Below are 23,787 nucleotides of genomic sequence, written 5' to 3'. Positions count from 1 at the left end.
GGTCGCGCTCGCTCAGGCCTTGGTGACGTCCATCGGAATGCCGGGCCCCATGGTGGTGGCCATGGTGGCCTTGAGGATGTAGCGGCCCTTCGAGGACGAGGGCTTCAAGCGCAGGACCTCGTCGAGGGCGACCCGAAGGTTCTCCTCCAGCTGGTCCTCGGTGAAGGAGACCTTGCCGATGACGAAGTTGAGGTTCGCGGCGCGGTCGACGCGGAACTCGATGCGGCCGCCCTTGATATCGGTAACCGCCTTGGTCACGTCCATTGTCACGGTGCCGGTCCTGGGGTTGGGCATGAGGCCGCGGGGGCCGAGCACGCGACCGAGGCGGCCGACCTTGCCCATGAGGTCGGGAGTGGCGACGGCGGCGTCGAAATCGGTGTAGCCGCCCGCGACTTTGGCGATGAGGTCGTCGCTGCCGACCTCGTCGGCGCCCGCGGCGAGAGCCTGCTCGGCCCTCTCCCCCTGAGCGAAGACGACGACGCGGGCGGTCTTGCCGGTGCCGTGCGGAAGGGACACGGTGCCGCGCACCATCTGGTCGGCCTTGCGGGGGTCCACGCCCAGACGCAGGACGACGTCCACCGTGGAGTCGAACTTCGTGACGGACGTGGCCTTCGCCAGCCTGACGGCCTCGGTCGGGGTGTAGAGGATTCCGGACTGAATCTTCTCGGCGGCGGCCCGGTAGGCCTTGCTGCGCTTGGTCATCTGCTTCTCCTTAGCAGTCGTGGTGATCGGGCCGCGCCGGCCCTTCCACGGGTTCGGTTGATCGGGGAGAGGGGACGCCGGGCTCAGGCCTCGACGGTGATGCCCATGGAGCGGGCGGTGCCGGCGATGCTCTTGGCAGCGGCCTCGACATCGTTGGCGTTGAGGTCGGGCATCTTGGTCTCGGCGATCTGCCTGACCTGGGCCGCGCTGAGCGAGCCGACCTTGTCGGTATGGGGGGTCGCGGAGCCCTTGGCCACGCCGGCGGCCTTCTTGATGAGCTCGGGGGCCGGCGGCGTCTTGGTGACGAAGGTGAAGGAGCGGTCCTCGTAGACCGTGATCTCCACCGGGATGACGTTGCCGCGCTGGGACTCGGTGGCGGCGTTGTAGGCCTTGCAGAACTCCATGATGTTGACGCCGTGCTGACCGAGGGCGGGACCGATCGGCGGGGCCGGATTGGCCTGGCCGGCCTGGATCTGGAGCTTGATGAGCCCGGAGATCTTCTTCTTGGGAGCCATGTGGATGGATCTCTTTCTTGTCCGGAAGAGCTGCACGCCTGCCGTGCAGCGAGTGCGCACATGACCGCACGCGTGCGCACGATCGCTCATCCTAATCCTCGGGCGGAGGTCGGCAGAACTCCCGGTGCGCGGAATCACAGGATCGGACTCACGGAACCCGGGCACTGGTGCGACCCGCGGGGAGAGGGCGGCGCTCGCCGCGCAGGCCCGCCGTGCCCCGCGGGGGGGGCGAGCCGATGGGCGCAGGCGTCCTCCCCCTGTACTTGTCAGATGCTCAGATCTTAGCGACCTGGTTGAAGGACAGCTCGGCCGGGGTGTCGCGGCCGAACAGGGAGATGAGGACCTGGAGTTTCTGAGTGTCGGGATGGATCTCGGCGATGGTGGCCGGGAGAGACTCGAAGGGGCCGTCGGTGACGATGACGGACTCGCCGGCCTCGAAGGCGATCTCGTAGACCTGCCCGTCGGCCGTGACCCGAGTGCGGGAGCCGCCCTCCGGCTCGGTGCCGGCGGCCTGCTCGGCGGCGACCTCCTCCGGCGTGGGGCCGAGCTGGGAGACGGCCTCCTCGAAGGTCAGCGGCACGGGGTTGTACCGGTCCCCCACGAAGCCGGTGACGGCGGGGGTGTCCTTGATGGTGCGCCACACGCGATCGGAGGTCTCGGGGTCGTCCAGGTCCATGCGAACGAAGACGTAGCCGGGCAGGCGCACCCGGGAGATCTCCTTCTTCCTGTTGCCGTTCTTGATCTCGACGACCGTCTCCATGGGGGCGACGGCGTCGAAGACGTAGTCCTCGATCTCGAAATTCTCCGCTCGGGCCATGATGTCCGCGGCGACGCGGCGCTCGTAGCCGGAGTAGGTGTGCAGGACGTACCACTCGCCGGGCAACGAGGACATCCGCTTGCGGAACTCCTCGACGGGGTCGGTCCGCGGAACGGACGTCTCATCCTGCTGCGCCAGCGCCTCCTGCGCCCTCGCCGTCTTCTCGGCACGCTCGGCGGCGGCCTCTTCGGCCTGGGCATCCAACGACTCCGGCTGAGCCTCGTCCAGCCGGACGACCTCCTCGTCGACGACGGGGCCGGTCTCCTCGGGGGTGATCTGCTCGGACTGCTCGGACGACACGGTGTACCTGCTTTCCTCGGGCGTGCGCGGCTGAACGACGGCCGGCTTCGGTCAAGTGAGAGAGCGTTGAGAGGCGGGATGATGAGGGTCCGGCGCGGAACTGCGGACCTGTGGGCCGGTCCCTCAGGCGGCGAAGGCCCACATGACCAGCCGATCGAAGCCGAGGTCGAGCAACCCGGTGAAGGCCATGATCGCCACGATGAACACCACGACGACGACGAAATAGGTCCACAGGTCCTCGCGGGTGGGCCACACGACCTTGCGCAGCTCGTCGATCACCTGGCGGAAGAACAGCATGATGCGGCCCAGCGGGCCGAACCTGGTGCTCTGCTTGCGCCCGGCGACGCTCGCGCTCTCGCTCATGCTCTGGTTCCTCGGGGTCGTACGGCTCGGTCATGCCCTGGATGGGTGAGAGGACGGAACCGACGGGATCTCCCGACAGATCCGCCGTTCTCAGCAGGGCAGGCGGGACTCGAACCCACAACCGCCGGTTTTGGAGACCGGTGCGCTACCAATTGCGCCACTGCCCTTCAGCGGAGGTCCATCCTGCCACACACGAGGCTCGGGCGGCGCCCCGCGCGCCGTGGGCTGCAACACGTCCGGTCCGACGGCGACCCACAGGGAAAGCCCCGGCGGTGCGCCCGCACCGCGCTCGTGCGACCATAGGGGCGTGAGCACTGCAAGCACCGCGCCCCGAAGCCGCGTCTCCGCCCGTCTGGCCGCTATCGCTCCCTCCGCCACCCTGGCCGTCGACGCCAAGGCCAAGGCCCTCAAGGCCGCCGGCCGACCCGTCATCGGCTTCGGCGCGGGCGAGCCCGATTTCGCCACCCCCGACTACATCGTCGAGGCGGCGATCGCCGCCGCCAAGGATCCCGCCAACCACAAGTACACGCCCGCCAAGGGCTTGCCGGCCCTGCGCGAGGCCATCGCCGCCAAGACTCTGCGCGACTCGGGCTACGAGATCTCCCCCGCCGACGTCATCGTCACCAACGGCGGCAAGCAGGCCGTGTTCGAGGCCTTCGCTGCGCTGGTCGACCCCGGCGACGAGGTCATCCTCCCCGCTCCCTACTGGGTCACCTACCCCGAGTGCGTCCGCCTGGCCGGCGGCACCCCGGTGGAGGTGTTCGCGGGCGCGGACCAGGACTACAAGGTCACCGTCGCCCAGCTCGAGGCCGCCCGCACCGAGCACACGAAGGCCCTTCTCGTCTGCTCCCCCTCCAACCCGACCGGCGCCGTCTACACGCCCGCCGAGCTGGCCGCCATCGGCCAGTGGGCCCTGGAGCACGGCATATGGGTGATCGCCGACGAGATCTACGAGCACCTCCTGTACGAGGACGCCGAGAGCGCCCACATCGTCGGCCTCGTCCCCGAACTGGCCGATCGGGCCCTCGTCCTCAACGGCGTCGCCAAGACCTACGCCATGACCGGCTGGCGAGTGGGCTGGCTCATCGGCCCCTCCGACATCGTCGAGGCCGCCACCAATCTCCAGTCGCACATGACGAGCAACGTCGCCAACGTCTCCCAGCGCGCGGCCCTGGCCGCCGTCTCCGGGGACCTGTCGGCGGCCGCCGCCATGCGCGAGGCCTTCGATCGCCGTCGCCGTCTCATGATCTCCATGCTCTCGCAGATCAAGGGCCTTCGGGTGCCCGCGCCCAAGGGCGCGTTCTACGCCTACCCGAGCGTCGAAGGCCTCATCGGCCGCACTCTGCGGGGGCGCACCATCGACTCCTCGATCACGCTGGCCGACGCGATCCTCGAGCATGTCGAGGTCGCCGTCGTCCCCGGCGAGGCCTTCGGCCGCTCCGGCTTCCTGCGCCTGTCCTACGCCACCAGCGACGACGCCATCACCGAGGGCATCGACCGCATCCGGACGCTGCTGGCCGAGGTCGAGTAGTCGATCCCCTATCTCTTAGTGGGCGCCGCGCCGGGCCTGGATCTCGCGAGCCTGAGCGAGCCAGGTTTCAGCGCGCGCGAGCCGCCCCTCCGCGTCGGGCCGCCACGGGCCTCCGTCCTCCCGGCGCGCACCTGCTACGAGTGACAGGACGACCCCCGCGCAGCGAGCCCGCAGCGAGACGGGGTCGACCTGCTTCTCCGCCAGACGCGTCCACGCCTCCAGAACCGGACGCAGGTGCGGGTAGGAGGAGGGAGCCAGGTGGTCCAGGACACTAACGTGCCCGAGCAGGCAGGCGAGATCGTCGACGCGGTGCCCCGGCCCCAGGGAGTCGACGTCGAGTAGGCTCGCCACGCCCTCGCCCTCCATGAGCACGTTGGCCTCGTAGAAGTCTCCGTGCACGGGCACGACCGGCCCGGGATCGCAGGCCGCCATGAGCTGCTCCACGCCCTCGGCGACGGCTCGGGCCCGCAGAGCGTGCTCGGGCAGGACCGTCGAGGCGGCGTGGGCGTAGTGGCGGGCGCGCTCGGACCAGGCGGGGTGGGGGGTCAGCTGGAGGGCGCTGGCCGGCAGCGCATCCAGCAGCGTCGTCAGGGACGTGAAGACGCGCGCGGCCCGGCTCTCATCCATGCCGCGGGACAGCAGGCCCGACAGAGCCATGCCCCGTCCGGTCGACAGCAGGACCAGACCGTCCGGGTCGTCGCGCAGGACGTCGGGGGCGGGTACGCCGGCGGTTCGCAGCATGCGGTGCCGCTCCACGAAGGCGGCCGACTGCCCCGGCCGCAGCACCTTGGCGTAGGCAGTCGAGGAGTCCGGGTAGGTCACGCGCACCACGGCGCGCCGCGTGGGCCGGTAGGCGACCATGGTGGCCTTGATGAGTGCTCCCAGACGCTGCGAGAGCAGGGAGGGCGTGCAGGCGACCGCGAGCGCCGGCAGTTCGGGGTCGGCGGGATGCCGCCAGACGTGGACGACCGGCCCGTCCCCTCCTCTAGGCGAGACCCGGGTCAGCCCGGCCGCCTGGGGGTTGGATAGCCGCGCCGTCGTCGCGCACAGGTACTCGGTGCTGCGAGCCCCGGTCGGGGCGGCGACGACGGCGGTGTAGCCCACTGAGACACCGGCCCCCGGGCGGTGGTGGACCGAGTGCACCTCCCAGCTCAGCAGCTGCTGACCGGCGGGGGCGAGGGCGCCGGCCAGGACGGAGGCGGCACGCGGACCGGTGAGGAGGGCGACTTCCTCGGGCTCATGGGCCGTCTGCGTGCTGCTCATGGCAGTAGTCTGCCTCACCGGACGGGCTCATCCGCGCTGCTCGGGCGGGCAACCGGTACGCAGCCGACGAGCATGCGGGACGCACCCGGTGAGCGGACGCCGTCGGGGCGCGCCGACGGGATGGGCGAGCCGGCGGACCGTGGCACAATCCGGCCATGCGCGACCTGTCCTCCCTGCCCAAGGCGCACCTGCATCTGCACTTCACGGGGGCGATGCGTCTGGAAACGCTGGTGGACCTGGCTCAGGGATCGCGCACGCGCCTGCCGTCGTCCTTTATCGACGGCGACCCGTTCCACGTGCCGGCCGACCACCGCGGCTGGTTCCGCTTCCAGCGAGCCTACGATACGGCCCGCCACCTGGTGACCACCGAGGAGACGATGCGGCGGATCGTGCTGGAGGCGGCCCTGGACGACGCCGCGGAGGGGTCGCGGCGCCTGGAGATCCAGGTGGATCCGACCTCCTACGCCCCGTACGTCGGCGGTATCACGCCCGCCCTGGAAATCATCCTGGATGCGGCGCGACAGGCGACGATTCTGTCGGGGGTGGAGGTCGCGGTCGTCGTGGCGGCCTCCCGGATGCGCCATCCGTTGGACGCGCGCACCCTCGCACGGCTGGCGGTCAGGTACGCGGGGGACTCCCCGGGCACCGTCATCGGCTTCGGACTGAGCAACGACGAGCGCGCCGGTCGGACGGACTCGTGGGCTCCGGCCTTCGCGATCGCCCGGCGCGCGGGGCTGGCCTCCCTCCCCCACGGCGGCGAGCTTCTGGGGCCCGAGCACGTGCGCGACGTCGTGGAGACCCTGGAGCCGACCCGCCTGGGGCACGGCGTGCGCGCGAGCGAGGACCCGGCCCTGCTGGACGCGGTGGTGGCGGCGGGCATCAGCCTGGAGGTGTGCCCGGCGTCGAACGTGTGCCTGGGCGTCTACCGCACGCCCGAGGACGTGCCGCTGGTCGTGCTGCTGGAGCACGGGGCGCAGGTGGCGCTCGGGGCGGACGACCCGCTGCTGTTCCAGTCGCGGCTAATCGACCAGTACGAGATCGCACGTCGTCTGGGCCTGGATGACGTCGCGCTGGCCGAACTGGCTCGCGGCTCCATCAGGGCCTGTCTGGCCTCTCCGGCTTCGAAGCGGCAGTGGCTGGCGGAGGTGGACGTCTGGCTGGCCGGTTGACCGCGGCCGGCGGGCGCTGAAACCGTATCGTCCGCCGGAACCGTGCCGAGGCCGCGATGTCAGGAGTCCGCGGCAGTCCGGTCGTCCGCATCGGCGGCGCCGTCGACCGTATCCACGCGCATGGCGGCACGGCGGTTCACCCGGTCGAGGATCACGGCGGTGGCGCAGCCGATCACCGTAACGCCCGCGGTGATCATGAAGATGATCCGGTATCCCGCGGCCGGGTCGGAGGCGTGCGAGTCGAGGAGGTAGCCGTTGAGGTTGTACCCCCACAGGATGGAGGCGTACGCGAGGAACGAGCCGACGGCCATGGCGGACCCGGCGATCTCCTCGGGCAGTTCCAGCTCGCCGATGGGCGCCAGGATGACGGACTTGCCGAGGAAGGTGGCCAGGGCCACCACGATGAGCAGGACGAGGATCGGGATGATCATGACCCTTGTGACCGGCAGAAGGAGGACGAGCCCGCAGGTCACTGCGACGCAGCCGAGCGCGACCGCCATCATCCTGGTCGAAGACTTGAAGACGTAGTCGGAGACGATCCCTGAGACCACCCCGGCAACGATGGCGACCAACCCGGTGTTGAGAAGGCCGAAGGCCCCGGACATGGCGGTCGAGACGTGAAAGACCTGCTGGAGGTAGGGGGCCGAGACGTACATGAGGTTGATGTCTGCCCAGTAGACGGTCATCGCCGCGATGCCGGCCAGCCAGATCCGGGGCCGTGAGAGCACGTGCAGCAGCCCCTTGAGCGCGGCCACCGAGTGCGAGGCGCGGGCCTGCGTGGCGATCCTCGTATCGGGAACGTAGCGGACCACGGCGATCATCATCGGGACGATGAGCAGGGTGTAGGCGATGGCGAATACGCGCATGACGGTCGTCGTCGCGTCGGGCAGGAACATGAGGACGACGATGACGATCCCGTTGAGGGCGAACTCGACGAACCGACGGATCGACTCCAGCAGGCCCATGGCCAGGCCCCTGCCCTTCTGGTCCTCATCGGCCGCCAGGACGCAGACGCCGTTGGCGACGGCGGGCCACACGATGGCGTCGACGATCGCCCAGGTGACCGCGATTGCCGCCATGAGTCCGAAGGGCGGATCGAGCAGGAACAGGACAAGGTAGGTGACCAGCCTCCATCCCAGGCTGCACAGGATGATCGTGCGCACCCGGAAGCGGTTGTTGATCCAGCCGGCGGGCAGGTAGAAGAACAGCGCCAGGCCGACGTAGGTCATGAGCAGACCGAATTGGGTTTGGCTGATCCCGAGCATCTCCTGAAGGGGGATCATGAGCGCCCCCTTGAAGGCCTCGAAGGCCGAATAGAGGACCTCACCGGAGACGGCGACGGTCAGGAAGGGGACGAGGCGGCCCTTGCGCATGAACGGGGGAAGGCCGAGCGCTGAACGCGTACTCATGGAGCGGCTCCTGCAGGGGTGACAGGTGGGGACGGACGCCAGAGGATTATCGGTGTCCTCTCAAGAGGTTCACAAACTGAGTTCGCCGGCGACGTCCGTGAACACACCGGTGCAGCCCCAATCGAAGAGTCGGCCGGCCCTCTTCTCGTCATTGATCGTCCAGACGTTGACGCCGTAGCCGGCCGCTATGAAGGCCCTCACGCGGTCCGCCGTCAGCCCCGCGTCCTGCGGGTGAACGAACGAGGCGCCGCACAGCTCCAGGACGGAGCGCCAGTCCTCGCCCAGCGTCGCGGTCTCGTAGAGAACCCCGATGGCGAGCTCCGGGTGCCGCTGGTGGAGGGTCATCAGGAGCGGCTGGGAGAAGGAGGAGACGATGATCTCGCGTTCGGCATCCAGACGTGCGAGGGCCTCGACGACGGTGTCGATGAGGGCCACCGTGCGAGCGGCTCCCTGCTCATTGGCCTTGAGTTCGATATTGGCGTTGACGCGGCTGGTGTTGAGGAAGGCGACGACTTCGTCGAGGGTGGGAATCCTCTCGCCCGCGAACCGCTCGTCGTACCACGAGCCGGCGTCGATGCGCTCGAGGTCCTCACGCCGCAGGTCGTACATGCTGCCCGATGCGTCGGTCGTCCGGTCGAGCAGGGTGTCGTGGAGGATGACGGCCGTCCCATCGCCCAGCAGATCGACGTCGGCCTCGATCCACCTCGCTCCGGCGTCGACAGCGGCGCGGAAGGACGCCATGGTGTTCTCGGGGGCGGCCGATGGCAGACCGCGGTGGGCGATAATCGCGCGTTCGACGCTCGGCGCACGGCGGTCGGAGCGCGCGGCGGATTCCCCGACCCCGTCGCCAGCAGCAGGCATGCGCGATCCCCCGACCGGACGCCGGCTCCGACGTCCGTCACGCCCGGGTTCGACGATCATCCCGGTACGGGCCGGTCGATCCCGCCTCACCATCCCACGGCGACGGGCTCGGGCACGAGCGTAATCCCGTAGCGCTCGCGAACCCCCTCCACGATCGTCTCGCGCAGAGCGACGATGTCGGCGGCGGTGGCGCCGCCCCTGTTGGTCAGGGCGAGCACATGCCTGGTGGACAGGCTCGCCGGGGCGCTCGCACCGTCGGATCCGTGAACGGCGAAGCCCTTGGAGAAGCCGGCGTGGTCGATGAGCCAGGCGGCCGAGGTCTTGATCAGCCCGTCGACGACGGGGGCCTTGCGGGTGCCGGCGACGACCCGCGTGTGGTCGGTGACGGGGTAGCGCGGGGCGCCCTCGGGCAGGGCGGCGGCCTCGGCGTCGGTGAGAACCGGGTTGGTGAAGAAGGAGCCGGCGGACCAGGTGTCGTGGTCGGCGGCGTCCAGCACCATGCCCTTGGAGCGGCGCAGTTCCAGGACGGCTTCGCGCACGTCGCGGGCGTCGGCGCGCTCGCCCATGTCGACGCCGAGCACGTGGGCCAACTGGCTGTAAGCGATGGGAGCGGACAAGGAGGCCTGGCGCACGTGGAAGGTCGCCGAGAGCACGACCCAGCGCCCCGTCGGGCCCCAGGTCCGCCCCGCGCCGACGGCGGGGTCGGTCAACGAGCGCTTGAGGTCGGAGTCGCGATAGGCCAGGCGCAGTTCGGACAGCGGCAGGTGGACAGTCCGTCCCGCGGCGCGGTCCCAAGCGCGTACAGAGGCCAGGAGTTCGGCGACCTCGGTGCCGTAGGCGCCGATGTTCTGCACCGGCGCGGCGCCGACGGTGCCGGGAATGCCCGACAGGGTGGCGAAGCCGCCCCAGTGGGAGGCGATGGCCTGGCGCACGAGGTCGTCCCATGTGGTGCCTGCGGTGGCCGTGATCTCCACGCCACCGCAGGCGTCGTCGGACACGAGACTGACGTCGCTGCGCGCATCGCGCACGACGAGGCCCTCGAATCCCGTATCAGAAGCCAGAATGTTGGATCCGCCCCCGATGACGAGCAGGGGCGTGGAGGCGTCGTCGGCCTGCCTGATGACGTCGATGAGTTCGGCCTCGCTGGCCGTCTCGACGTATCGGCCCACGGGCCCGCCCACGCGCAGCGTCGTCAACTCGGCCAGGGCGGGGGGCGCGGCCGGGGCGCCCCGCAAACCGACCGCGCGGGCCAGAGCCTCGACGGGGGCGGGCCAGTCGTCGGAGTCGGCGTGAATCGACAGGGGCATGGTGCACATCTCGTCCTCGGTCAGGGGCTCAATGGGGTCGAGGGCGCCGCTGCTGGTGAACTGGCTCATGGGGTGACTCCTGGGATCGGCGGGCGGTTCGCGGCCCGGCTGCCGGCTGCTGACGTGGACAAGAATGCCCCGCACAGAGCGGTGCGGGGCCTACGATCACGGCGGGGCGATCATCACTTCTTGTTGCGACGCTGGTGGCGGGTCTTGCGGAGCAGCTTGCGGTGCTTCTTCTTGGCCATGCGCTTGCGACGCTTCTTGATGACAGATCCCATGGGGACTCCCTCGGTAGTGGTGCATCCGGGCTCCCGATCGCCTCCTCGTGTCAGCCGGGGGCACGAATCGGGATCCGGGTGAGCATAGCGATCGGACAGCGGGAGCGTCCGTGGATTCTCCCGTACTCCGGTCGCAGTGGTGACCCGCGCGAGTCTAGCGGGTCTCAGGAACCCGTCGACTCCGCCCCCTCGTGGCCCCAGTCACCCAGACCGGCGGAAAGGTACTGCTTGACCGCGCGCTCAGGGACGCGGAAAGACCTGCCGACCTGCATGGCCGGAAGGTCGCCGGAGTGAACCATGCGGTACACGGTCATCTTGGACACACGAAGCATGGTGGCGACCTCGGCCACGGTGAGGAAGGAGGGCGCGCTCGAAGCGCCGGAGGGGGAGGAAGGGATGCCCGGTGCCATGGGTGGTGAGTTTCCCGTCGTCGAGTGGTGATGGCGCAGCGGTCTCGCTACCGCTGGACGGGCCCGCGTCGCAGCAGGCCCGCGGTGGCCAATATAACCTGAGTCCCTCCCGCCGCACAGGTCATTTCCTCTCACACGGGCCACTCGCGTTGCAGATCACATGTCGATCACGATGATGAGGCGCCGGGAATTCCCGCGGTCGGGCCGTCCGGGCGACAATGGCCCCGTGTCCCCCTCGCGTCGGCCCTCCGCACCCATCAGCTTCTCGCCCTCCCACGGGGGGAAGAGCGAGAAGGGTGTGCGCGCCCGCGCACCCCGGCCGCGCCATTGGCGCGCCCCGACCACCGTCCCCTCGCGGCGGCGCCCCCCCGCCGTGACGAGGACCGCCGCATCAGAGCCCTCCGGCGGTCCCGACGACTCCGACGGCCTCGACGTCCGCAAACTCAGGGCGCTCCTGGAGCGCTGGCGCGTGCGCGCCCGCCTGGCGCGCGCCGCACGCTTCACACCGGCCCGCCTGGCCGTCGTCGTCTTCGCCGTCATCGTCGCCGTTGTCACAGCGCTGCTCAGCCTGCCCGTGGCGACATCGGCCAGCGGTCACGCCAGCATGATCGACACCCTGTTCACGGCCACGTCGGCGGTATGCGTCACCGGACTGACCACCGTCGACACCGCCACCTACTGGTCGCCCTTCGGCCAGGCGGTCATCATCCTGGGCGCCGCCGTCGGCGGACTGGGCATCATGACGCTCGCGTCGCTGCTGTCCTTCGCCGTGTCCCGACACGTGGGCCTGACCCAGCGGATGCTCGCCGCCAGCGAGAACCAGTCCCGCCTGGGGGACGTCGCCGCCCTACTGCGGGCGGTGGTGTACACCGCCGTCGGCGTCGAGCTCCTGCTCGCTCTTATCCTGCTGCCCCGCTTCCTCACCCTGGGCCTCGACCTCGAGCACGCCTGCTGGTACGCCTTCTTCATGGCGCTGTCGATCTTCAACAACGCCGGATTCGTCGTCATGCCCGAGGGGCTGGCGCCCTACGCGACGGATTGGTGGATGGGCATGCCGATCGTCATGGGCACCTTCGTGGGCGCCGTGGGCTTCCCCGTCATCCTCGACGTCATGCGCCATCGGCGCCGCCCGCGTCAATGGACGCTGCACACCAAGCTGACCCTGGCCACCTACAGCTGTCTGTCGATCGTCTCCTCCATGACCATCGCCGCCTTCGAATGGGCCAACCCCCGCACCTACGGCGCGCTGCCGACGGGCGGCAAAGTCCTCACGGCGCTGATTAACGGCGTCAACGCGCGCTCCTCGGGATTGTCCACGATCTCGCCCGGGCACATGCGCGAGTCGACCTGGTTCCTGCAGGACGCTCTCATGTTCGTCGGCGGCGGGTCGGCCTCCACAGCCGGCGGCATCAAGGTGACGACCTTCGCCATCCTGGTACTGGCGATCCTGGCCGAGGCCCGGGGCGACCGCGACATCGAGGCCTTCGGACGGCGCATCACCCTGTCCTCGGTCCGTCTGAGCGTCGCCGTGGCCTTCATCGGAGCCTCCATCATCGGTGTCGCAACACTGCTCCTGCTGCAGATGACCGACCTGACCCTGGATCGCATCCTGTTCGAGGTCATCAGCGCCTTCGCCACCGTGGGGCTGTCCACCGGGATCACGCCGTTGCTGCCGACCAGTGCGAAATACGTCATCGTGGTGCTCATGTTCGTCGGGCGCGTGGGCACCATGACGGCGGCGACCGCCCTGGCCATGCGGGAACGGCGCCGCGTCATCCGCGTGCCCGCCGAACGGCCGCTCATCGGTTGAGGATCGGCTGCCGGGGCCATGTGGTACGACGACCTGCTGGAGGAGGTCTCCGACCCGGAGACCAAGCGCCTGCGGTCGCTGGCGGTGCGCGCTATCAATCAGGGCATGTACGACGATGGCGCGAACCTGGCCGTGCGTGCGCGGAATGCGGCGATGGCGGGGCGCACCCGGGCCGAGCGGGCCGACCTGCACCTGGACCTCATCGCCTACGGCCCGGCCCGGCACCTCGTCTCCGCCGCTGTCAGGCACCTGCTGGCGAACCAGTACGAGGAGTGCCTGCATGCGATCCAGCTCGCCGGAGCCCTGTACGAGTACTCCAACGCCTCCGACTACGATCTCAAGGAGTACTGGGAGATCGTCGGCCTGGCCTACCGCGGCCTGGGCGACGAGCGGGAGATGGACAACGCCTTCATCCTGGCCAGGCTGTCAGATTCGAGCCTTCAGCGGCCCCCGTCCACCGATCCGCCCGAGGAGCCGCCGCAGTAGCACGTGCCCCAGAGGCTTCCTCGCCTTCTCCGGATGCTGCTCCGGAGCGTCAGGCGGGTCGGGTTCAGCGGCCCCGGCCGGTGTCGCGTCCTGTGATGGGACAAGTCCTGCGGCGGGGCGGACGTGCCTCGCCCGACCTTCCCGGCCGGCGTCCGGGGCGCGGGCGCCTCGACCGGGCGTGCTGGCGCCGCCGGCGTCCAGCAGGCTCCGTCCCTGGGACGATGCCGCCGCCCGCCGAGCAGCCGGGGAGACAGAGCCCGACGACGGAGCCGCACCGCTCCGGAGTCAAGCGCCCAGGAGGCGAGCGATCGCGCGGGCCGTCGTCACGGCATCGGTTCGGCCGAACTCCCCGGTGACGATCCGCTCGGCGACGAGCCCCATGGCCGCATTATGAACGATGGCCGCCGCTTCGTCCGGATCGATCCTGCGCGCGATGATCCCCTTATTCTGCCACCGACGGATGAGACCGACGATCTCGGATCGTACACGGGCGTAGCGTTTCGCATTCGCCTCGCGCAGGTCCGGCTGACGCGCCAGCTCCGCCCAGACGCTGACCATGAGCTCGATCCGACCGGCCTGCGACAGGTGACATCCCGACGACTGGGAGCCCGACGATCTGCCGCTCCGGCAGGCCTTCCCGGGCCTCGCGGCGGTTGCGTCCTCCTCATCGGAACCGCCCCTCTTGAGAATCCAGGAGCGCTCGACCGCTCCGGCGAAGGCATCCTCGAGAGTGGGAAGCTCGTCGGCTCCGGCGAGCTCCTCGATCCACTCCACGACCGGGTCCGTGGTCTGGCTGAGGACGGCTCGTACAAGGGAGCGCTTCCCCTCGGGGAAGTATCGGTAGACGGTGCTCGACGACATGCCGGTCTCGGTGATGATGTCATCCATCGACGCCCCGTCGAAGCCCCGCCGGGCGAAGCAGATCTCGGCCGCCGCCAGGATCCTGGCGGCCTGCCGGTCTCGATACGACTGAGTGACACGGGGCATGAGGCCAGGATACGGCGGCTCCCCCGCCTCACGAGCCCGACCCGGAGACCCCACCGCCCCGCGGACGGCGGAGTCCCACGGATTCATCGGTCTGATGTCGTACGACACGCCAAACCGAAACACCTATTTTGACTGCAGGGATCCGACGCTCTACCGTCTATGCCTGCATACAGAAACACAACATTTGATTTGGTGATGCTCATGTCTCTCGAACCCACCGTGTCGGAACCGATCGGTCGCGCCCGCCCCGCGCGATCGCACGACCACCTCCTCGCCGCGGGCTCCCTGATCACCCAGCTCATGATCGTCCTGGACATGACGATCATCGCCGTCGCCCTGCCCAGCATGCAGGCCGATCTGGGGCTGACCGACTCCCAGCGCCCGTGGGCGGTCACCGCCTACACCCTGGCGAACGGAGGACTCGTCCTGTTCGGCGGGCGCCTGACCACCATCCTCGGCATCCGGCGTTCCTACTGGATCGGGCAGACGGGCTTCGCCGCGGCCAGTCTCATCGCCGGTCTGGCCTCCTCCTTCCCCGTCCTCGTCGGAGCCCGCACCGCCCAGGGCGCCTTCGCCGCGCTACTCGGCCCGACGGCGCTGTCGCTTCTCAACACCGCCTTCCCCGACGGTCCCCGACGCAGGCGGGTCTTCGCACTCTTCGGCGCGACAGCCGGTGTCGGGGCCGCCGCCGGCCTCCTCATCGGAGGAGCCCTGACGGATTGGTTCAGCTGGCGCTGGTCCCTCTACGTCAATGTGCTCATCGCCGCTATCGGTTTCCTCATCGGACTGCGTGGCCTGCCGACCTCGAAATCGCGGCACGACGGGCCGGCCTTCTCCGACCTGCTCGGCCTCGTCCTGGGCTGCGGCGCCTGCTTCAGCGCCGTCTTCGGCCTCGACCGCGCCGAGCAGACCTCGTGGACCTCGGCGACGACGATCGGGTGGTTGAGCGCCGCCGCCGTCCTGGCCGTAGCGTTCCTGCTCCGCGAGCGCGTCGCAACCGCCCCCACCCTGCCGTTGTGGATCATCTCCCAGCCGGCGCGCGCCGCCTCCTACGCCGCCGTCGCCACCGTCGGCGCCGCGCAGATGGGCGGCGCCGTCTACCTCACGTACTACCTGCAGAACCACTTCGGCTACTCGCCCCTGCGCACCGGCATCGCCTTCCTGCCCATGATCGGCGCTCTCGTGGTAACGGCGCCGCTGGCCGGCCAGTACCTGCTCCGCCGTCTGGGCACCCGCGTCGTGCTGCCCCTGGGCATTGCCATCGAGGGCGCGGCCTTCCTGATGCTGTCACGGATCGAGACCACCTCGACGTACGCCGGCGCAGTCGTTCCGGGGATCATCGTGCTCGGTATCGGCATCGGGTGCATCATGCCGGCCGCCATCAACACCGGAACACGGGGCGTGCCCGGCCCCCACGTCGGCCTGGCCTCGGCCGTCGTGACCGTCGGCCAGCAGATCGGCGCCTCCCTCGGGGTGGCCCTGCTGGCCACCTATTCCACCTCACGGGCCGATGACTACGTCACGGACCACGCCGATACCACCCGGGCCGCCGCCGGTCAGGCGCTCCAGCAGGCGCAGGCGGCCCCGGACTCCGAGGCCGGGCGGACGATCATCGCACGCTTCACCGCCGATCTGGCCGATCGCGCCCAGGTCGACGCCTTCGGCGGCGGCTTCCTCCTCATGGCACGCATCCTGGCAGCCGCGGCGCTGCTGCTGGCCCTCGCCGCCGCCATCGTGCTGATCCGTCGCAGACGGACCGCGGTGCCGAGCTCGACGTCGGCGGTCGAATCCCCGGCCGTACCGGCGCGGCCGGACATCGCACCCCCGCAGGCCCGGTCCGCGTCCGCGCAGACGCGGCCCGCCGCTCCCGGCGCCGGGCCGGCGACGGTCACACGGACGGACCTCACTCACCCCGTCGACCTCACCGCCGCCCCCATGGGTCTGCGCGTCTTCCACCCGAACACCGACATCAACTTCCAGGCCAACCGATGGGCCGAGGCCATCGGGCCGCGGTCCGTGCCCGAGATCCGCGCAGTCGCCGGAGCATTGGGCTCTCTCCCCGGCTGGGTCGCCTCGTTCCTCTCTCTCGCAGACGCGGCGCGAGCCGACGGCAGAAGGCTCGATGCCGCCTACTACGACCGCGCCGCCGAGTTCTTCATGCCGCCCACCGACGCTCGTAAGGCGCCGACCCGAAGCCGGTATGTCGACGTGATGCAGGAGGTTTTCGGCCTCCGCCCCCTCCACGTGCCCTACGGGAGCGGGTCCCTGCCCGTCTACGACATCGCGCCCGCCGGCCCGGCCATGAGCACGTGGGTGATCTTCGGCGGTTTCGACTCCTACATCGAGGACTACCTGCCCATGTACGCCGCTCTCGCCCGGCGCGGGCGCCGCGTCGTCGCCTTCGACGGCCCCGGCCAGGGCGGAGCCCTCATGGACGATCGCATCCCCATGACGCATGAGTGGGAGTGGCCCGTGCGCGCCGTGCTCGACAGCCTTGGCCTCGCCGACATCACCCTCATGGGGATCTCGCTGGGCGGTGGTCTCGCGATCCGCGCCGCCGCCTTCGAACCGCGCGTCGCGCGCGTCATCGCCTTCGACGCCATGGACGACTTCGCACAGGTGATCACCGGTCGGGTCGCACCGCTGGCGGCGGGTCCCGCCTCCCTCGTGGCGCGCCACTGGCCGACCAGGACGGTCGACGCGACGATGGCCCGGCTCGCCCGCCGTTCCGCCGTCATCGACTGGGGCATGTGGCAGGGTATGCATGTGACCGGCACGACGACCCCGTCGGCCTTCCTCCGTACGGCGGGCCGTATGCGCACGGCGGCAGTGGCCGAGCGAGTGAGAGCCGACGTCCTCCTGCTCCAGGGAGCCGAGGACCACGACGTGCCCGTCGAGCAGATGCACCGCCAGGCGATGACCCTGCGTCATGCGCGATCGCTGACGACTCGGACCTTCACCGCCGCCGAGTCCTGCGCCTCGCACTGCCAGGTCGGCAACATCGGCCTGGCGATCAGGACCATGCTGGAGTGGGAAACGGCGGTATCGCCGATGTCCTCGGCGTCGTCGGCATCATCGACGTCGGGTCTTGACTCAACCGATGGACTCTGAGCGCCCCTCATGCGGGCGCCGGGAGTCGGCGCCCGCATGAGGAAGTCGCACCTGCACTACGGTGGACTCTGGGTCCGGCGCTCCGCCCGACCCGACCGCCGTACCGCCCGAGCAGGAGGCCTCATGCCAGCCCCAGCCGATCGCACCGACTCGACCCTCGTCATCGGACTGGGTCGTTTCGGGGCCGCCGTGGCGGCGACCCTGGACCGGCTCGGTCGGGAGGTCCTCGCCGTCGAGTCCAATCCGGCGATCGTGCGCCAGTGGACCGGACGCATCCCCCTGGTCGAGGCCGACGCCACCGACATGGAGGCTCTCGAGCAGCTCGGCGCCACCGAGTTCGGCACCGCCGTCGTAGGAGTGGCGACCTCCCTGGAGGCGAGCGTCCTGATCGCCGGCAACCTCGTGGACCTGGAGACGCCGCAGATCTGGGCCAAGGCGATCTCACGGGCGCACGGACGCATCCTGCGCCGGATCGGCGCCCACCACGTCGTCTACCCGGAGTTCGACGCGGGCCAGCGGGCCGCCCACCTGGTGTCGGGCCGGATGCTTGACTACATCGAGATGGAGAAGGGCGGCTTCACCATCGTCAAGATGCGTCCGCCGGCCGAGCTGCACGGCTTCACCATCGGCGAGGCCAAGGTGCGCAGCCGCTACGGCATCACGGTCTTCGGTCTCATGAGCCCCGGGGAGCCCTTCGAGTACGCGAGTGCGGAAACGCTGGTGAGCGCCGAGGACGTGCTCGTCGTCGGCGGTGACGCCACCCTCCTGGAGCGCTTCGCCAACCGGGCCTGACGCAGACCCGCACCGCCCCGCCGGCCGGGGGGGGGAAGAGACGACTGAGAGGGGAGCGGGCGGCACGACCCCGACGACGGCCGAATCGCGGCCCGCGGCGGAAGGATCTCAGTCCTCCTCATGCAGGCGGTAGACGAAGGCGTGCGACTGCCCCACCTCGAGTTCGATGAGGTCGCGCCCGCTGTTGAAGGCGTCGGGAGGGCAGGTCATGGGTTCGACGGCGACGCCGCGGCGTCCCAGGCGCTCGGCGGAGTAGATCTGCACCCACGGGGCCCGGGCGCTCATGACCACGGTGCGCCCGGCCTGGCCCCCGGTCAGGCGGACCTGCCAGGTGCCCTGCGGCAGGCCCGTGTAGGCGTTGTCCGTTGACGTCGTCCCCACCTGCCGGCCTCGGCGCCAGTCCCAGTCGGTGCCGGTCACGTCGCGCTCGTCGACGGGGGCCATGCTCTCGTCGACCTCGAGGACGCGCGCGGCCGGCACGTGAAGGACGCACTGATCCAGCGGCACGGACCGGGTGAGATAGGGGTGGAAGGAGACGCCGTAGGGCGCCGGGGCGGGGCTGCCGCCGTTGCGCTGCGGGGCGCCGACGACGTCGGGCGCGGGCGACGCGGCCGCCCCGACGTTGGTGGTGGTTGCCGTCACGGTCAGCCCTGTGCGCGCGTCCAGGGCGAATCGCACGTCGATCTCCAGACTCCAGGGGTAGGCGTAGGAGGCGGGGAGGGTCAGACCGAGCGTCGCCGAGGACGCGGGAACACCGCCGGCGCCGGTCTCCTCGGCTCCGGTGACGGCGGTGACCTGGAAGTCGGCCCACCCGACCAGGCCGTGGAGCGCGGAACCGGTCTCGGGCTCGTTGCAGGCCACCGGGTACTCGGTGCCGTGGTAGGTGTAGCGCGCTCCGGTGATTCTATTGGGCCACGGTACGAGGGTCTTGCCCTGCCAGGCCCCGGGCAGGCTGGTCTCGGCGTCGAAGGGGATGATGAGCTCGCGGCCCGCCTTGCGCAGGTGGACGAGTGCGGCTCCCGAGGTGGCGACGCGGGCCTCGTAGTCGCCGGCCCGCAGGTCGATGAGTTCTCCGTTGATCATGCGCACCGTCCAAGTGGTGTCCGAATGGTATGGCGGGATGCTCCCGGTTGACACGGCAACGGTACGGCATCCGGACGCTGCGTCGCTCGCCGCGCACGCTAGGCCGCGAAGAACCAGGGGCTCACGAGCAACCACACCTGCAGTGAGGTGGTGGCGATGAGCGCCATCTCCTCGGGTCCGGACGGCCCGGACGATGCCATGGAGGCGATGGCCTCCGGCGAGGCACCGGATTCGAGGGCGTCGGCGAGGGATCTGGGATGCACCTCGTAGAGGCACTCGGGGACGGACAGGGTCGTCAGGGCGCCCGCCAGTTCCCAGCCGGCTGCCCCCGGCGTGTCGGTGGAGATCAGGCTGAGGGTCCACATCCGGTGGGCGAAGCCCTCCGTCAACGGTGTCGGCCCGCCGATCTCACCCGGTTCGCCGCCCTGGTCGAGGCGGCGGGCGAGTCTGGCCAGCTCGTCGGCGAGGGCGCCAAGGTCGCCGACCTCGAGGAGGTTGTAGACCCGTTCGGGCAGGACCCGGGGTCCTAAGTCGATGTTGTGACGCGGCCCGATGTCGAGCAGCTGAGCGAAGGCGGAGGGGACGTCGCAGCCGTCGAGCCCGTAGACGTGGAAGCCGTCCCGCTCGTGCTTGACGAGGGTGGCCCGGCGCGGGCCGATCCAGGCCTCGGCCCGCCGTCCCGGGCCGTCCGCCTCGAAACATGCGGCGTCGAGGTGCCGGGTCGCGCCGGCGACGCCGTGCAGCGCCGGCGCGGCCTGCGGCGTGATGCCGTCGTCGTCCAGGATCCCGTTTCGGCGCAGCCGGCGGGCGACCCTGTCGCCGGCGACCTGCTTCCCCATCGCCACGCCGTGCACGACCGACCATTCCGCGTCCCCGAGGATGAGGACGGGCGTGTGCCCGCTGGTGTCCAGATGAGCCATCAGATCTCCTTGAGGGTCAGCGCCATGTCTGAGAAGCGCGGGGCCGCGGCGGCGCAGGTGCTCGTCGGACAGGAGAAGGTGGCGGTGATCCCGCGCCGTGACGTACGACCCACCCATGACCACTGCAGGAACGTCACCGAGACGGTGTCGCTGATGTAGACGCCGGAGCGCAGCAGACCCGTGCGCTCATCCACGTCCCACTCCGACATGTCGATCATCTGCACGCCGGGTATGGAGGACATGATCTGGGCGGTGGAGTCGCGGTACCAGTCCTCCTCGGAGGTCCCCGTCGGCAGGGCGACGACGGTGACGACGCAGTTCTCGGCGAATCCGGGGCCGCGCAGCGGCTCGGCGCAGGCGAGGTCGATGAACTCCGTGACGGTACCGGGCGGGGCGCCGGTCTCGCGGAGGACCTCCGGGTCGAGCTGGGCCCAGGTGTCCGGGAGCGACATCTCAACGGCGCGCCCGGACACGGTGCGCGGCAGGGGCGACGTCGGCCGGGGCATTACGCGTCATCTCCTGGGATGCGGTGCTTGCTCCGACGGCGGGCCCGGTCGCGTTCAGTCCACGGCCGTGACGTCGTCGAGAAGCGCTTTCTGGCGCGGCGGGCCTGATGCCACTCGGGGTACATCCATGCGGGCAGGGTGATGGGTATGAGGCCCAGTATCAACACCAGCATGGCGATGGCGGTCGCCACGCCGCAGGCGAAGACGAAATCCGAGTCGGAGTTCTCCCAAACTATCGGGACGGAACCGAAGATGCACATGAACCCCACGGCCGGGAAGATAAGTGAGAGATTGTTCTTGGGACCCCCGTCCGCACTCATCGCCCGAGCCGACTCGCCGTATCCGGTATCCGTGAACATGGCCAGCGCCCAATGCACGAGAATAACGAGCCCGAAAACGAGGCAACCGATTCCGGTCCACATGACAACCGTTCCCTTCTACTCCATGAGAATAGCGGACGTCAATGAAATAACTTATGCCATCCTTTATTAAAGAAATCTCCAGCTTTCTTGCCTGCCGCAGTACTGGCTATTCCTCCGAAGGCGCCACCAATAATGCTTCCGGCCGCAATCCCGATGGGCCCGCCGAAAGACCCGAGCATGGCCCCGGCCTGAGCTCCCATCCAGGCGCCTCCCCACCCGCTGACACCCTGGGTGACGGCCTGCGTCCCGGCACGGGCGATCTTCTCCCCCTCTCCCATGCTGGGGTTGGACGAGTCCTTCTTGTACTGGTCCCAGCCGGCCAGCGCCCCCGACAGGACCGCCGACGCCCGACCGGCCCACTTGAGTGCCGGCGCGGCCTTATTCGCAGCCTGTTGCACCTTCCAGGCGGTCGTCCCGCGGGTGTAGGGCCTGTTGACCCAGTTCCTGGCCTTCGTCTTGGCCCACAGCGTGGCGAGGGGGCCCATCTTGCTGCGATCGGCCACCGACATGAAGGCCCCAGCCCTGGGATGCCACTTCGGGTAGCGGGGCTGGAAGACGGCGATCGACCGGACCGCGGCCCAGGAGGCGCCGGTCGACAGGCGGCTCGCCCACCCGGTTATTTTGGAGACATCACCCACGTCGCCACTGGGGAGATACTTGTCTCGAAACCATTCTCCGGTGCTCTTCAGGGAGTCGCAGGAGGAGATGAGCGTGTCATGGGCGGAGGACTCGTCCTGACGGATCAGGTACAGAGTCTCCTTGAGCTCATCGAACGTCGCCTTCTTCGTCTCGTAGTTTTCGTCCGAGGCGTCGTCGGGCGGGCGAACGAGCGATCCCGACACGGTGAGCTCGGCGGCTGTGGCGTCGGCGAGGACCTGCCCCAGGCGCTTCTTGACCGAGTCCATCGAATTGCCGAAGGTAGTGAGCGTCGTCGCGAGCGTGGACGTGTCCTGCGACAGAGAGTCCAGAGTGGTTCGCTGCGAGGACAAAGCGGAGAGCGCGGCGTCCGTCGTCTGGCTGGTGCACTCCGAGGCCACCTGGTTGCGGGCGGACGAAATGTCGTCGCCCGCCTCACCGACGGTCGTCGAGATCGAGCTCAGGCTGCTCGCCGCGTTCCAGGCGTTCGCAGGCTCGGTGATGACCTTGGCATCAAGACTGTCCATGCGAGCCCCCCGGGGTCGAGGAGGCCACGGACTCGTCGGTGCTACGGAAGGACGCGGCAGCCACTCTCATAGCGCTCGCCACCGACCGGGCCTGCACGACCGCGCCGGATGCCTTCGACGACAGGCGACTGATGGCGGTGGTCGCCGACGATGTCGACCGCCCTAGATCCAGGCCGGTGGGATAGGACACGGACTCGAGATCACCCGCAACCTGATCGAGTTTACCCGCTTGACTGTCGAGAATATCAGGATTGACAGAGAATATGCTCATATATATCACCTACAGGGCATTGTGGTAGAGCATTACCTATTATTTACCGTGCGCCCCACCTCCGTCAACCGCGTCAGCACCGCAGCCTCGCCCTCCTCCACTCGCCTCGGAACGCGTCCATGCGCGCCCCCACGGCCGGCCGGCTCCGAGGCGGAGGCGGCGGAAGAGGCGATAGACGATAGAGTCGTGCGCGTGCTGCCCAGCCCGCCCACCACCGCCCGGCGCGACGGCCGCCGGAGGGGCCCTCGCATCCGGGACCGCCGAGGAACGAGGACCGCGGGGCGCAGGACGAAAGGACGACCATGACCGGAGCGACTGCCGCGGATGCGTCGCCGGCCACCGGCACCGCGGCGGGGGCGGGTGGCTCTGACGCGGCCGACGGGGCACGGCCCCGGCCGGCGCCCGACACGACCGGCGGCCACCCCTTCCCCCAACTGCGCCGCCCCCGCTGGTGCGCCCTGGACGGCCCCTGGGACTTCGCCTACGACGACGCCGACTCGGGTCTCGAGGAGGGGTGGCCCCAGCGCGGGGTGAGCGGGCGGACGATCACCGTGCCCTTCCCTCCCGAGAGCCCCCGCTCGGGCGTGGGCGGGACGGGGTACCACCCGGTGGTGTGGTACTCCAGGCGCCTGAGCGCCTTGGACCTGGAGGCCGCCGGCGCCGGGGTCCAGGGCGATCGGATGCTGCTGCATCTGGGGGCGGTCGACTACTGCGCCGCGGTGTGGGTGAACGGCCAGCGCATCGCCGAGCACGACGGCGGGCACACCCCGGTCGTCGTCGACATCACGCACGCTCTGGCCGTGGACGGGCGGGGCCCCGACGGGCACCTGCTGGTGGTGCGGGCCGAGGACCGGCCGCTGGACGCCGGTCAGCCGCGCGGCAAGCAGGACTGGCGGACCGAGCCCCACGACATCTGGTACGCGCGCACCACCGGCATCTGGCAGAGCGTCTGGTTGGAGGCGGTGCCGCGCACGGCGATCGCCGAGATCGCGTGGACACCCGCCCGGACCTGCGAGGCCGTCGAGCTCGAGGCGACCACGACCCGCCCCGTCCCGGCCGGCTCACGCCTGACCGTCCGCCTGAGCCTGGCCGGACACCCGTTGGCGGAGGTGTCCGCCCATCTGCCGGAGACGTCGACGGCGCGGCTGACCGTCGACCTGCGCGAGCAGTTGCACGGCCAGCGCTGCGGCGAGCTCCTGTGGTCGCCCGAGCATCCGAGACTGATCGACGCCGAGGTGGTTCTGGCGCCCTCGTCGGCTCCGCTCGCCGGCGAGCGGGCGACGCCGGCGGGACCGGGCGGCCCCGCCG

At 69.9% G+C, this 23,787-nt stretch carries 23 protein-coding genes and 1 tRNA gene; 7 read left to right on the top strand and 17 right to left on the bottom strand.

Annotated features, from left to right (window positions below; genetic code table 11):
• Positions 1 to 12: 12 nt before the first annotated feature.
• From rplA to HMPREF9062_RS04485, 5 genes are all read right to left on the bottom strand, one after another.
• Complete coding sequence (rplA, locus tag HMPREF9062_RS04505; RefSeq protein WP_009748862.1) at positions 13 to 702, bottom strand: 50S ribosomal protein L1; 690 nt, start codon at positions 700 to 702, stop codon at positions 13 to 15.
• Between the two features lie 83 nt (positions 703 to 785).
• Positions 786 to 1,217, bottom strand: a complete 432-nt coding sequence (gene rplK / locus HMPREF9062_RS04500; protein WP_009748861.1) for a 50S ribosomal protein L11 — start codon at positions 1,215 to 1,217, stop codon at positions 786 to 788.
• A 274-nt stretch (positions 1,218 to 1,491) separates the two neighbouring features.
• Positions 1,492 to 2,334 carry a transcription termination/antitermination protein NusG gene (gene nusG, locus HMPREF9062_RS04495; RefSeq protein WP_009748860.1) on the bottom strand — a complete coding sequence of 281 codons (843 nt, stop codon included), beginning with the start codon at positions 2,332 to 2,334 and terminating at the stop codon, positions 1,492 to 1,494.
• Positions 2,335 to 2,457: 123 nt separating this feature from the next.
• Positions 2,458 to 2,697: a preprotein translocase subunit SecE gene (secE, locus tag HMPREF9062_RS04490; protein ID WP_009748859.1), complete on the bottom strand. Its 240-nt coding sequence runs from the start codon at positions 2,695 to 2,697 to the stop codon at positions 2,458 to 2,460.
• A gap of 94 nt (positions 2,698 to 2,791) precedes the next feature.
• Positions 2,792 to 2,864 (bottom strand) — tRNA-Trp (locus HMPREF9062_RS04485).
• A gap of 140 nt (positions 2,865 to 3,004) precedes the next feature.
• Here HMPREF9062_RS04485 and HMPREF9062_RS04480 point away from each other — a divergent pair.
• Complete coding sequence (locus tag HMPREF9062_RS04480) at positions 3,005 to 4,228, top strand: pyridoxal phosphate-dependent aminotransferase (protein ID WP_009748858.1); 1,224 nt, start codon at positions 3,005 to 3,007, stop codon at positions 4,226 to 4,228.
• A 15-nt stretch (positions 4,229 to 4,243) separates the two neighbouring features.
• Here the strand turns inward: HMPREF9062_RS04480 and HMPREF9062_RS04475 are convergent, their stop codons facing one another.
• On the bottom strand, positions 4,244 to 5,491 hold the full coding sequence (locus HMPREF9062_RS04475) for a phosphotransferase (protein ID WP_009748857.1): 1,248 nt from the start codon (positions 5,489 to 5,491) through the stop codon (positions 4,244 to 4,246).
• 155 nt (positions 5,492 to 5,646) lie between these two features.
• Here HMPREF9062_RS04475 and HMPREF9062_RS04470 point away from each other — a divergent pair, with 155 nt between their 5' ends.
• Complete coding sequence (locus HMPREF9062_RS04470) at positions 5,647 to 6,660, top strand: adenosine deaminase (protein WP_009748856.1); 1,014 nt, start codon at positions 5,647 to 5,649, stop codon at positions 6,658 to 6,660.
• 59 nt (positions 6,661 to 6,719) lie between these two features.
• On the opposite strand, the gene HMPREF9062_RS04465 is transcribed toward HMPREF9062_RS04470, so the two are convergent.
• From HMPREF9062_RS04465 to HMPREF9062_RS04450, 5 genes are all read right to left on the bottom strand, one after another.
• Entirely contained in the window at positions 6,720 to 8,069 is a 1,350-nt protein-coding gene (locus HMPREF9062_RS04465; RefSeq protein ID WP_009748855.1) for an MFS transporter, read from the bottom strand.
• Between the two features lie 69 nt (positions 8,070 to 8,138).
• Positions 8,139 to 8,930, bottom strand: coding sequence for a glycerophosphodiester phosphodiesterase family protein (locus HMPREF9062_RS04460; RefSeq protein ID WP_009748854.1), 792 nt, complete (start codon positions 8,928 to 8,930; stop codon positions 8,139 to 8,141).
• A gap of 86 nt (positions 8,931 to 9,016) precedes the next feature.
• Entirely contained in the window at positions 9,017 to 10,306 is a 1,290-nt protein-coding gene (locus tag HMPREF9062_RS04455; protein ID WP_009748853.1) for a UDP-N-acetylmuramate dehydrogenase, read from the bottom strand.
• Between the two features lie 113 nt (positions 10,307 to 10,419).
• A complete protein-coding gene (locus HMPREF9062_RS12470; RefSeq protein WP_003792170.1) occupies positions 10,420 to 10,518 on the bottom strand; it encodes a 30S ribosomal protein bS22 in 99 nt (32 codons plus the stop codon).
• 164 nt (positions 10,519 to 10,682) lie between these two features.
• Positions 10,683 to 10,928, bottom strand: coding sequence for a helix-turn-helix domain-containing protein (locus tag HMPREF9062_RS04450; protein ID WP_009748852.1), 246 nt, complete (start codon positions 10,926 to 10,928; stop codon positions 10,683 to 10,685).
• A gap of 160 nt (positions 10,929 to 11,088) precedes the next feature.
• Between HMPREF9062_RS04450 and HMPREF9062_RS04445 the strand changes: the two genes are divergently transcribed.
• Positions 11,089 to 12,738, top strand: a complete 1,650-nt coding sequence (locus tag HMPREF9062_RS04445; RefSeq protein WP_009748851.1) for a TrkH family potassium uptake protein — start codon at positions 11,089 to 11,091, stop codon at positions 12,736 to 12,738.
• Between the two features lie 18 nt (positions 12,739 to 12,756).
• Positions 12,757 to 13,224, top strand: coding sequence for a hypothetical protein (locus HMPREF9062_RS04440; RefSeq protein WP_009748850.1), 468 nt, complete (start codon positions 12,757 to 12,759; stop codon positions 13,222 to 13,224).
• A gap of 285 nt (positions 13,225 to 13,509) precedes the next feature.
• Here the strand turns inward: HMPREF9062_RS04440 and HMPREF9062_RS04435 are convergent, their stop codons facing one another.
• A complete protein-coding gene (locus tag HMPREF9062_RS04435; RefSeq protein ID WP_009748849.1) occupies positions 13,510 to 14,211 on the bottom strand; it encodes a TetR family transcriptional regulator in 702 nt (233 codons plus the stop codon).
• Between the two features lie 201 nt (positions 14,212 to 14,412).
• On the opposite strand from HMPREF9062_RS04435, the gene HMPREF9062_RS13510 reads away from it, so the two are divergent.
• Positions 14,413 to 17,322, top strand: coding sequence for an MFS transporter (locus tag HMPREF9062_RS13510; protein ID WP_253270656.1), 2,910 nt, complete (start codon positions 14,413 to 14,415; stop codon positions 17,320 to 17,322).
• Positions 17,323 to 17,445: 123 nt separating this feature from the next.
• Positions 17,446 to 18,114, top strand: coding sequence for a potassium channel family protein (locus tag HMPREF9062_RS04425; RefSeq protein WP_009748847.1), 669 nt, complete (start codon positions 17,446 to 17,448; stop codon positions 18,112 to 18,114).
• A gap of 108 nt (positions 18,115 to 18,222) precedes the next feature.
• Here HMPREF9062_RS04425 and HMPREF9062_RS04420 read toward each other — a convergent pair whose 3' ends face one another.
• The 5 genes from HMPREF9062_RS04420 to HMPREF9062_RS04400 form a co-directional block, all read right to left on the bottom strand.
• Positions 18,223 to 19,197 (bottom strand): aldose epimerase family protein, encoded by a 975-nt coding sequence (locus tag HMPREF9062_RS04420; protein WP_034253751.1) that lies wholly within the window; start codon positions 19,195 to 19,197, stop codon positions 18,223 to 18,225.
• A gap of 98 nt (positions 19,198 to 19,295) precedes the next feature.
• Complete coding sequence (locus HMPREF9062_RS04415; RefSeq protein WP_009748845.1) at positions 19,296 to 20,117, bottom strand: hypothetical protein; 822 nt, start codon at positions 20,115 to 20,117, stop codon at positions 19,296 to 19,298.
• Positions 20,117 to 20,623, bottom strand: coding sequence for a hypothetical protein (locus HMPREF9062_RS04410; protein ID WP_009748844.1), 507 nt, complete (start codon positions 20,621 to 20,623; stop codon positions 20,117 to 20,119). Before HMPREF9062_RS04410 ends, HMPREF9062_RS04415 begins: the two co-directional genes overlap by 1 nt.
• The gene (locus tag HMPREF9062_RS04405) at positions 20,623 to 21,045 is read right to left on the bottom strand and encodes a hypothetical protein (RefSeq protein ID WP_009748843.1); all 423 of its coding nucleotides are present in this window, start codon (positions 21,043 to 21,045) and stop codon (positions 20,623 to 20,625) included. Before HMPREF9062_RS04405 ends, HMPREF9062_RS04410 begins: the two co-directional genes overlap by 1 nt.
• Before the next feature lie 38 nt (positions 21,046 to 21,083).
• Entirely contained in the window at positions 21,084 to 22,208 is a 1,125-nt protein-coding gene (locus HMPREF9062_RS04400; protein WP_009748842.1) for a hypothetical protein, read from the bottom strand.
• 573 nt (positions 22,209 to 22,781) lie between these two features.
• Between HMPREF9062_RS04400 and HMPREF9062_RS04395 the strand changes: the two genes are divergently transcribed.
• A partial coding sequence (locus HMPREF9062_RS04395) for a sugar-binding domain-containing protein (protein WP_009748840.1) occupies positions 22,782 to 23,787 on the top strand: 1,006 nt, incomplete at its 3' end.

It is taken from the genome of Actinomyces sp. oral taxon 448 str. F0400, assembly GCF_000220835.1.
In the GTDB taxonomy this organism is placed as follows: Bacteria; Actinomycetota; Actinomycetes; order Actinomycetales; family Actinomycetaceae; genus Actinomyces.
The sequence above is the reverse complement of the archived record's forward strand: the minus strand, read 5'-3'. Positions and strand labels throughout refer to the sequence as shown.

What these genes read in the sequence shown, in the direction of transcription:
- rplA (WP_009748862.1), bottom strand. Translation starts at nt 702, where the DNA reads ATGACCAAGCGCAGCAAGGCCTACCGGGCCGCCGCCGAGAAGATTCAG.
- rplK (WP_009748861.1), bottom strand. Translation starts at nt 1,217, where the DNA reads ATGGCTCCCAAGAAGAAGATCTCCGGGCTCATCAAGCTCCAGATCCAG.
- secE (WP_009748859.1), bottom strand. Translation starts at nt 2,697, where the DNA reads ATGAGCGAGAGCGCGAGCGTCGCCGGGCGCAAGCAGAGCACCAGGTTC.
- HMPREF9062_RS04475 (WP_009748857.1), bottom strand. Translation starts at nt 5,491, where the DNA reads ATGAGCAGCACGCAGACGGCCCATGAGCCCGAGGAAGTCGCCCTCCTC.
- HMPREF9062_RS04470 (WP_009748856.1), top strand. Translation starts at nt 5,647, where the DNA reads ATGCGCGACCTGTCCTCCCTGCCCAAGGCGCACCTGCATCTGCACTTC.
- HMPREF9062_RS04465 (WP_009748855.1), bottom strand. Translation starts at nt 8,069, where the DNA reads ATGAGTACGCGTTCAGCGCTCGGCCTTCCCCCGTTCATGCGCAAGGGC.
- HMPREF9062_RS04460 (WP_009748854.1), bottom strand. Translation starts at nt 8,930, where the DNA reads ATGCCTGCTGCTGGCGACGGGGTCGGGGAATCCGCCGCGCGCTCCGAC.
- HMPREF9062_RS04455 (WP_009748853.1), bottom strand. Translation starts at nt 10,306, where the DNA reads ATGAGCCAGTTCACCAGCAGCGGCGCCCTCGACCCCATTGAGCCCCTG.
- HMPREF9062_RS12470 (WP_003792170.1), bottom strand. Translation starts at nt 10,518, where the DNA reads ATGGGATCTGTCATCAAGAAGCGTCGCAAGCGCATGGCCAAGAAGAAG.
- HMPREF9062_RS04450 (WP_009748852.1), bottom strand. Translation starts at nt 10,928, where the DNA reads ATGGCACCGGGCATCCCTTCCTCCCCCTCCGGCGCTTCGAGCGCGCCC.
- HMPREF9062_RS04445 (WP_009748851.1), top strand. Translation starts at nt 11,089, where the DNA reads ATGTCGATCACGATGATGAGGCGCCGGGAATTCCCGCGGTCGGGCCGT.
- HMPREF9062_RS04440 (WP_009748850.1), top strand. Translation starts at nt 12,757, where the DNA reads ATGTGGTACGACGACCTGCTGGAGGAGGTCTCCGACCCGGAGACCAAG.
- HMPREF9062_RS04435 (WP_009748849.1), bottom strand. Translation starts at nt 14,211, where the DNA reads ATGCCCCGTGTCACTCAGTCGTATCGAGACCGGCAGGCCGCCAGGATC.
- HMPREF9062_RS13510 (WP_253270656.1), top strand. Translation starts at nt 14,413, where the DNA reads ATGTCTCTCGAACCCACCGTGTCGGAACCGATCGGTCGCGCCCGCCCC.
- HMPREF9062_RS04425 (WP_009748847.1), top strand. Translation starts at nt 17,446, where the DNA reads ATGCCAGCCCCAGCCGATCGCACCGACTCGACCCTCGTCATCGGACTG.
- HMPREF9062_RS04420 (WP_034253751.1), bottom strand. Translation starts at nt 19,197, where the DNA reads ATGATCAACGGAGAACTCATCGACCTGCGGGCCGGCGACTACGAGGCC.
- HMPREF9062_RS04415 (WP_009748845.1), bottom strand. Translation starts at nt 20,117, where the DNA reads ATGGCTCATCTGGACACCAGCGGGCACACGCCCGTCCTCATCCTCGGG.
- HMPREF9062_RS04410 (WP_009748844.1), bottom strand. Translation starts at nt 20,623, where the DNA reads ATGCCCCGGCCGACGTCGCCCCTGCCGCGCACCGTGTCCGGGCGCGCC.
- HMPREF9062_RS04405 (WP_009748843.1), bottom strand. Translation starts at nt 21,045, where the DNA reads ATGTGGACCGGAATCGGTTGCCTCGTTTTCGGGCTCGTTATTCTCGTG.
- HMPREF9062_RS04400 (WP_009748842.1), bottom strand. Translation starts at nt 22,208, where the DNA reads ATGGACAGTCTTGATGCCAAGGTCATCACCGAGCCTGCGAACGCCTGG.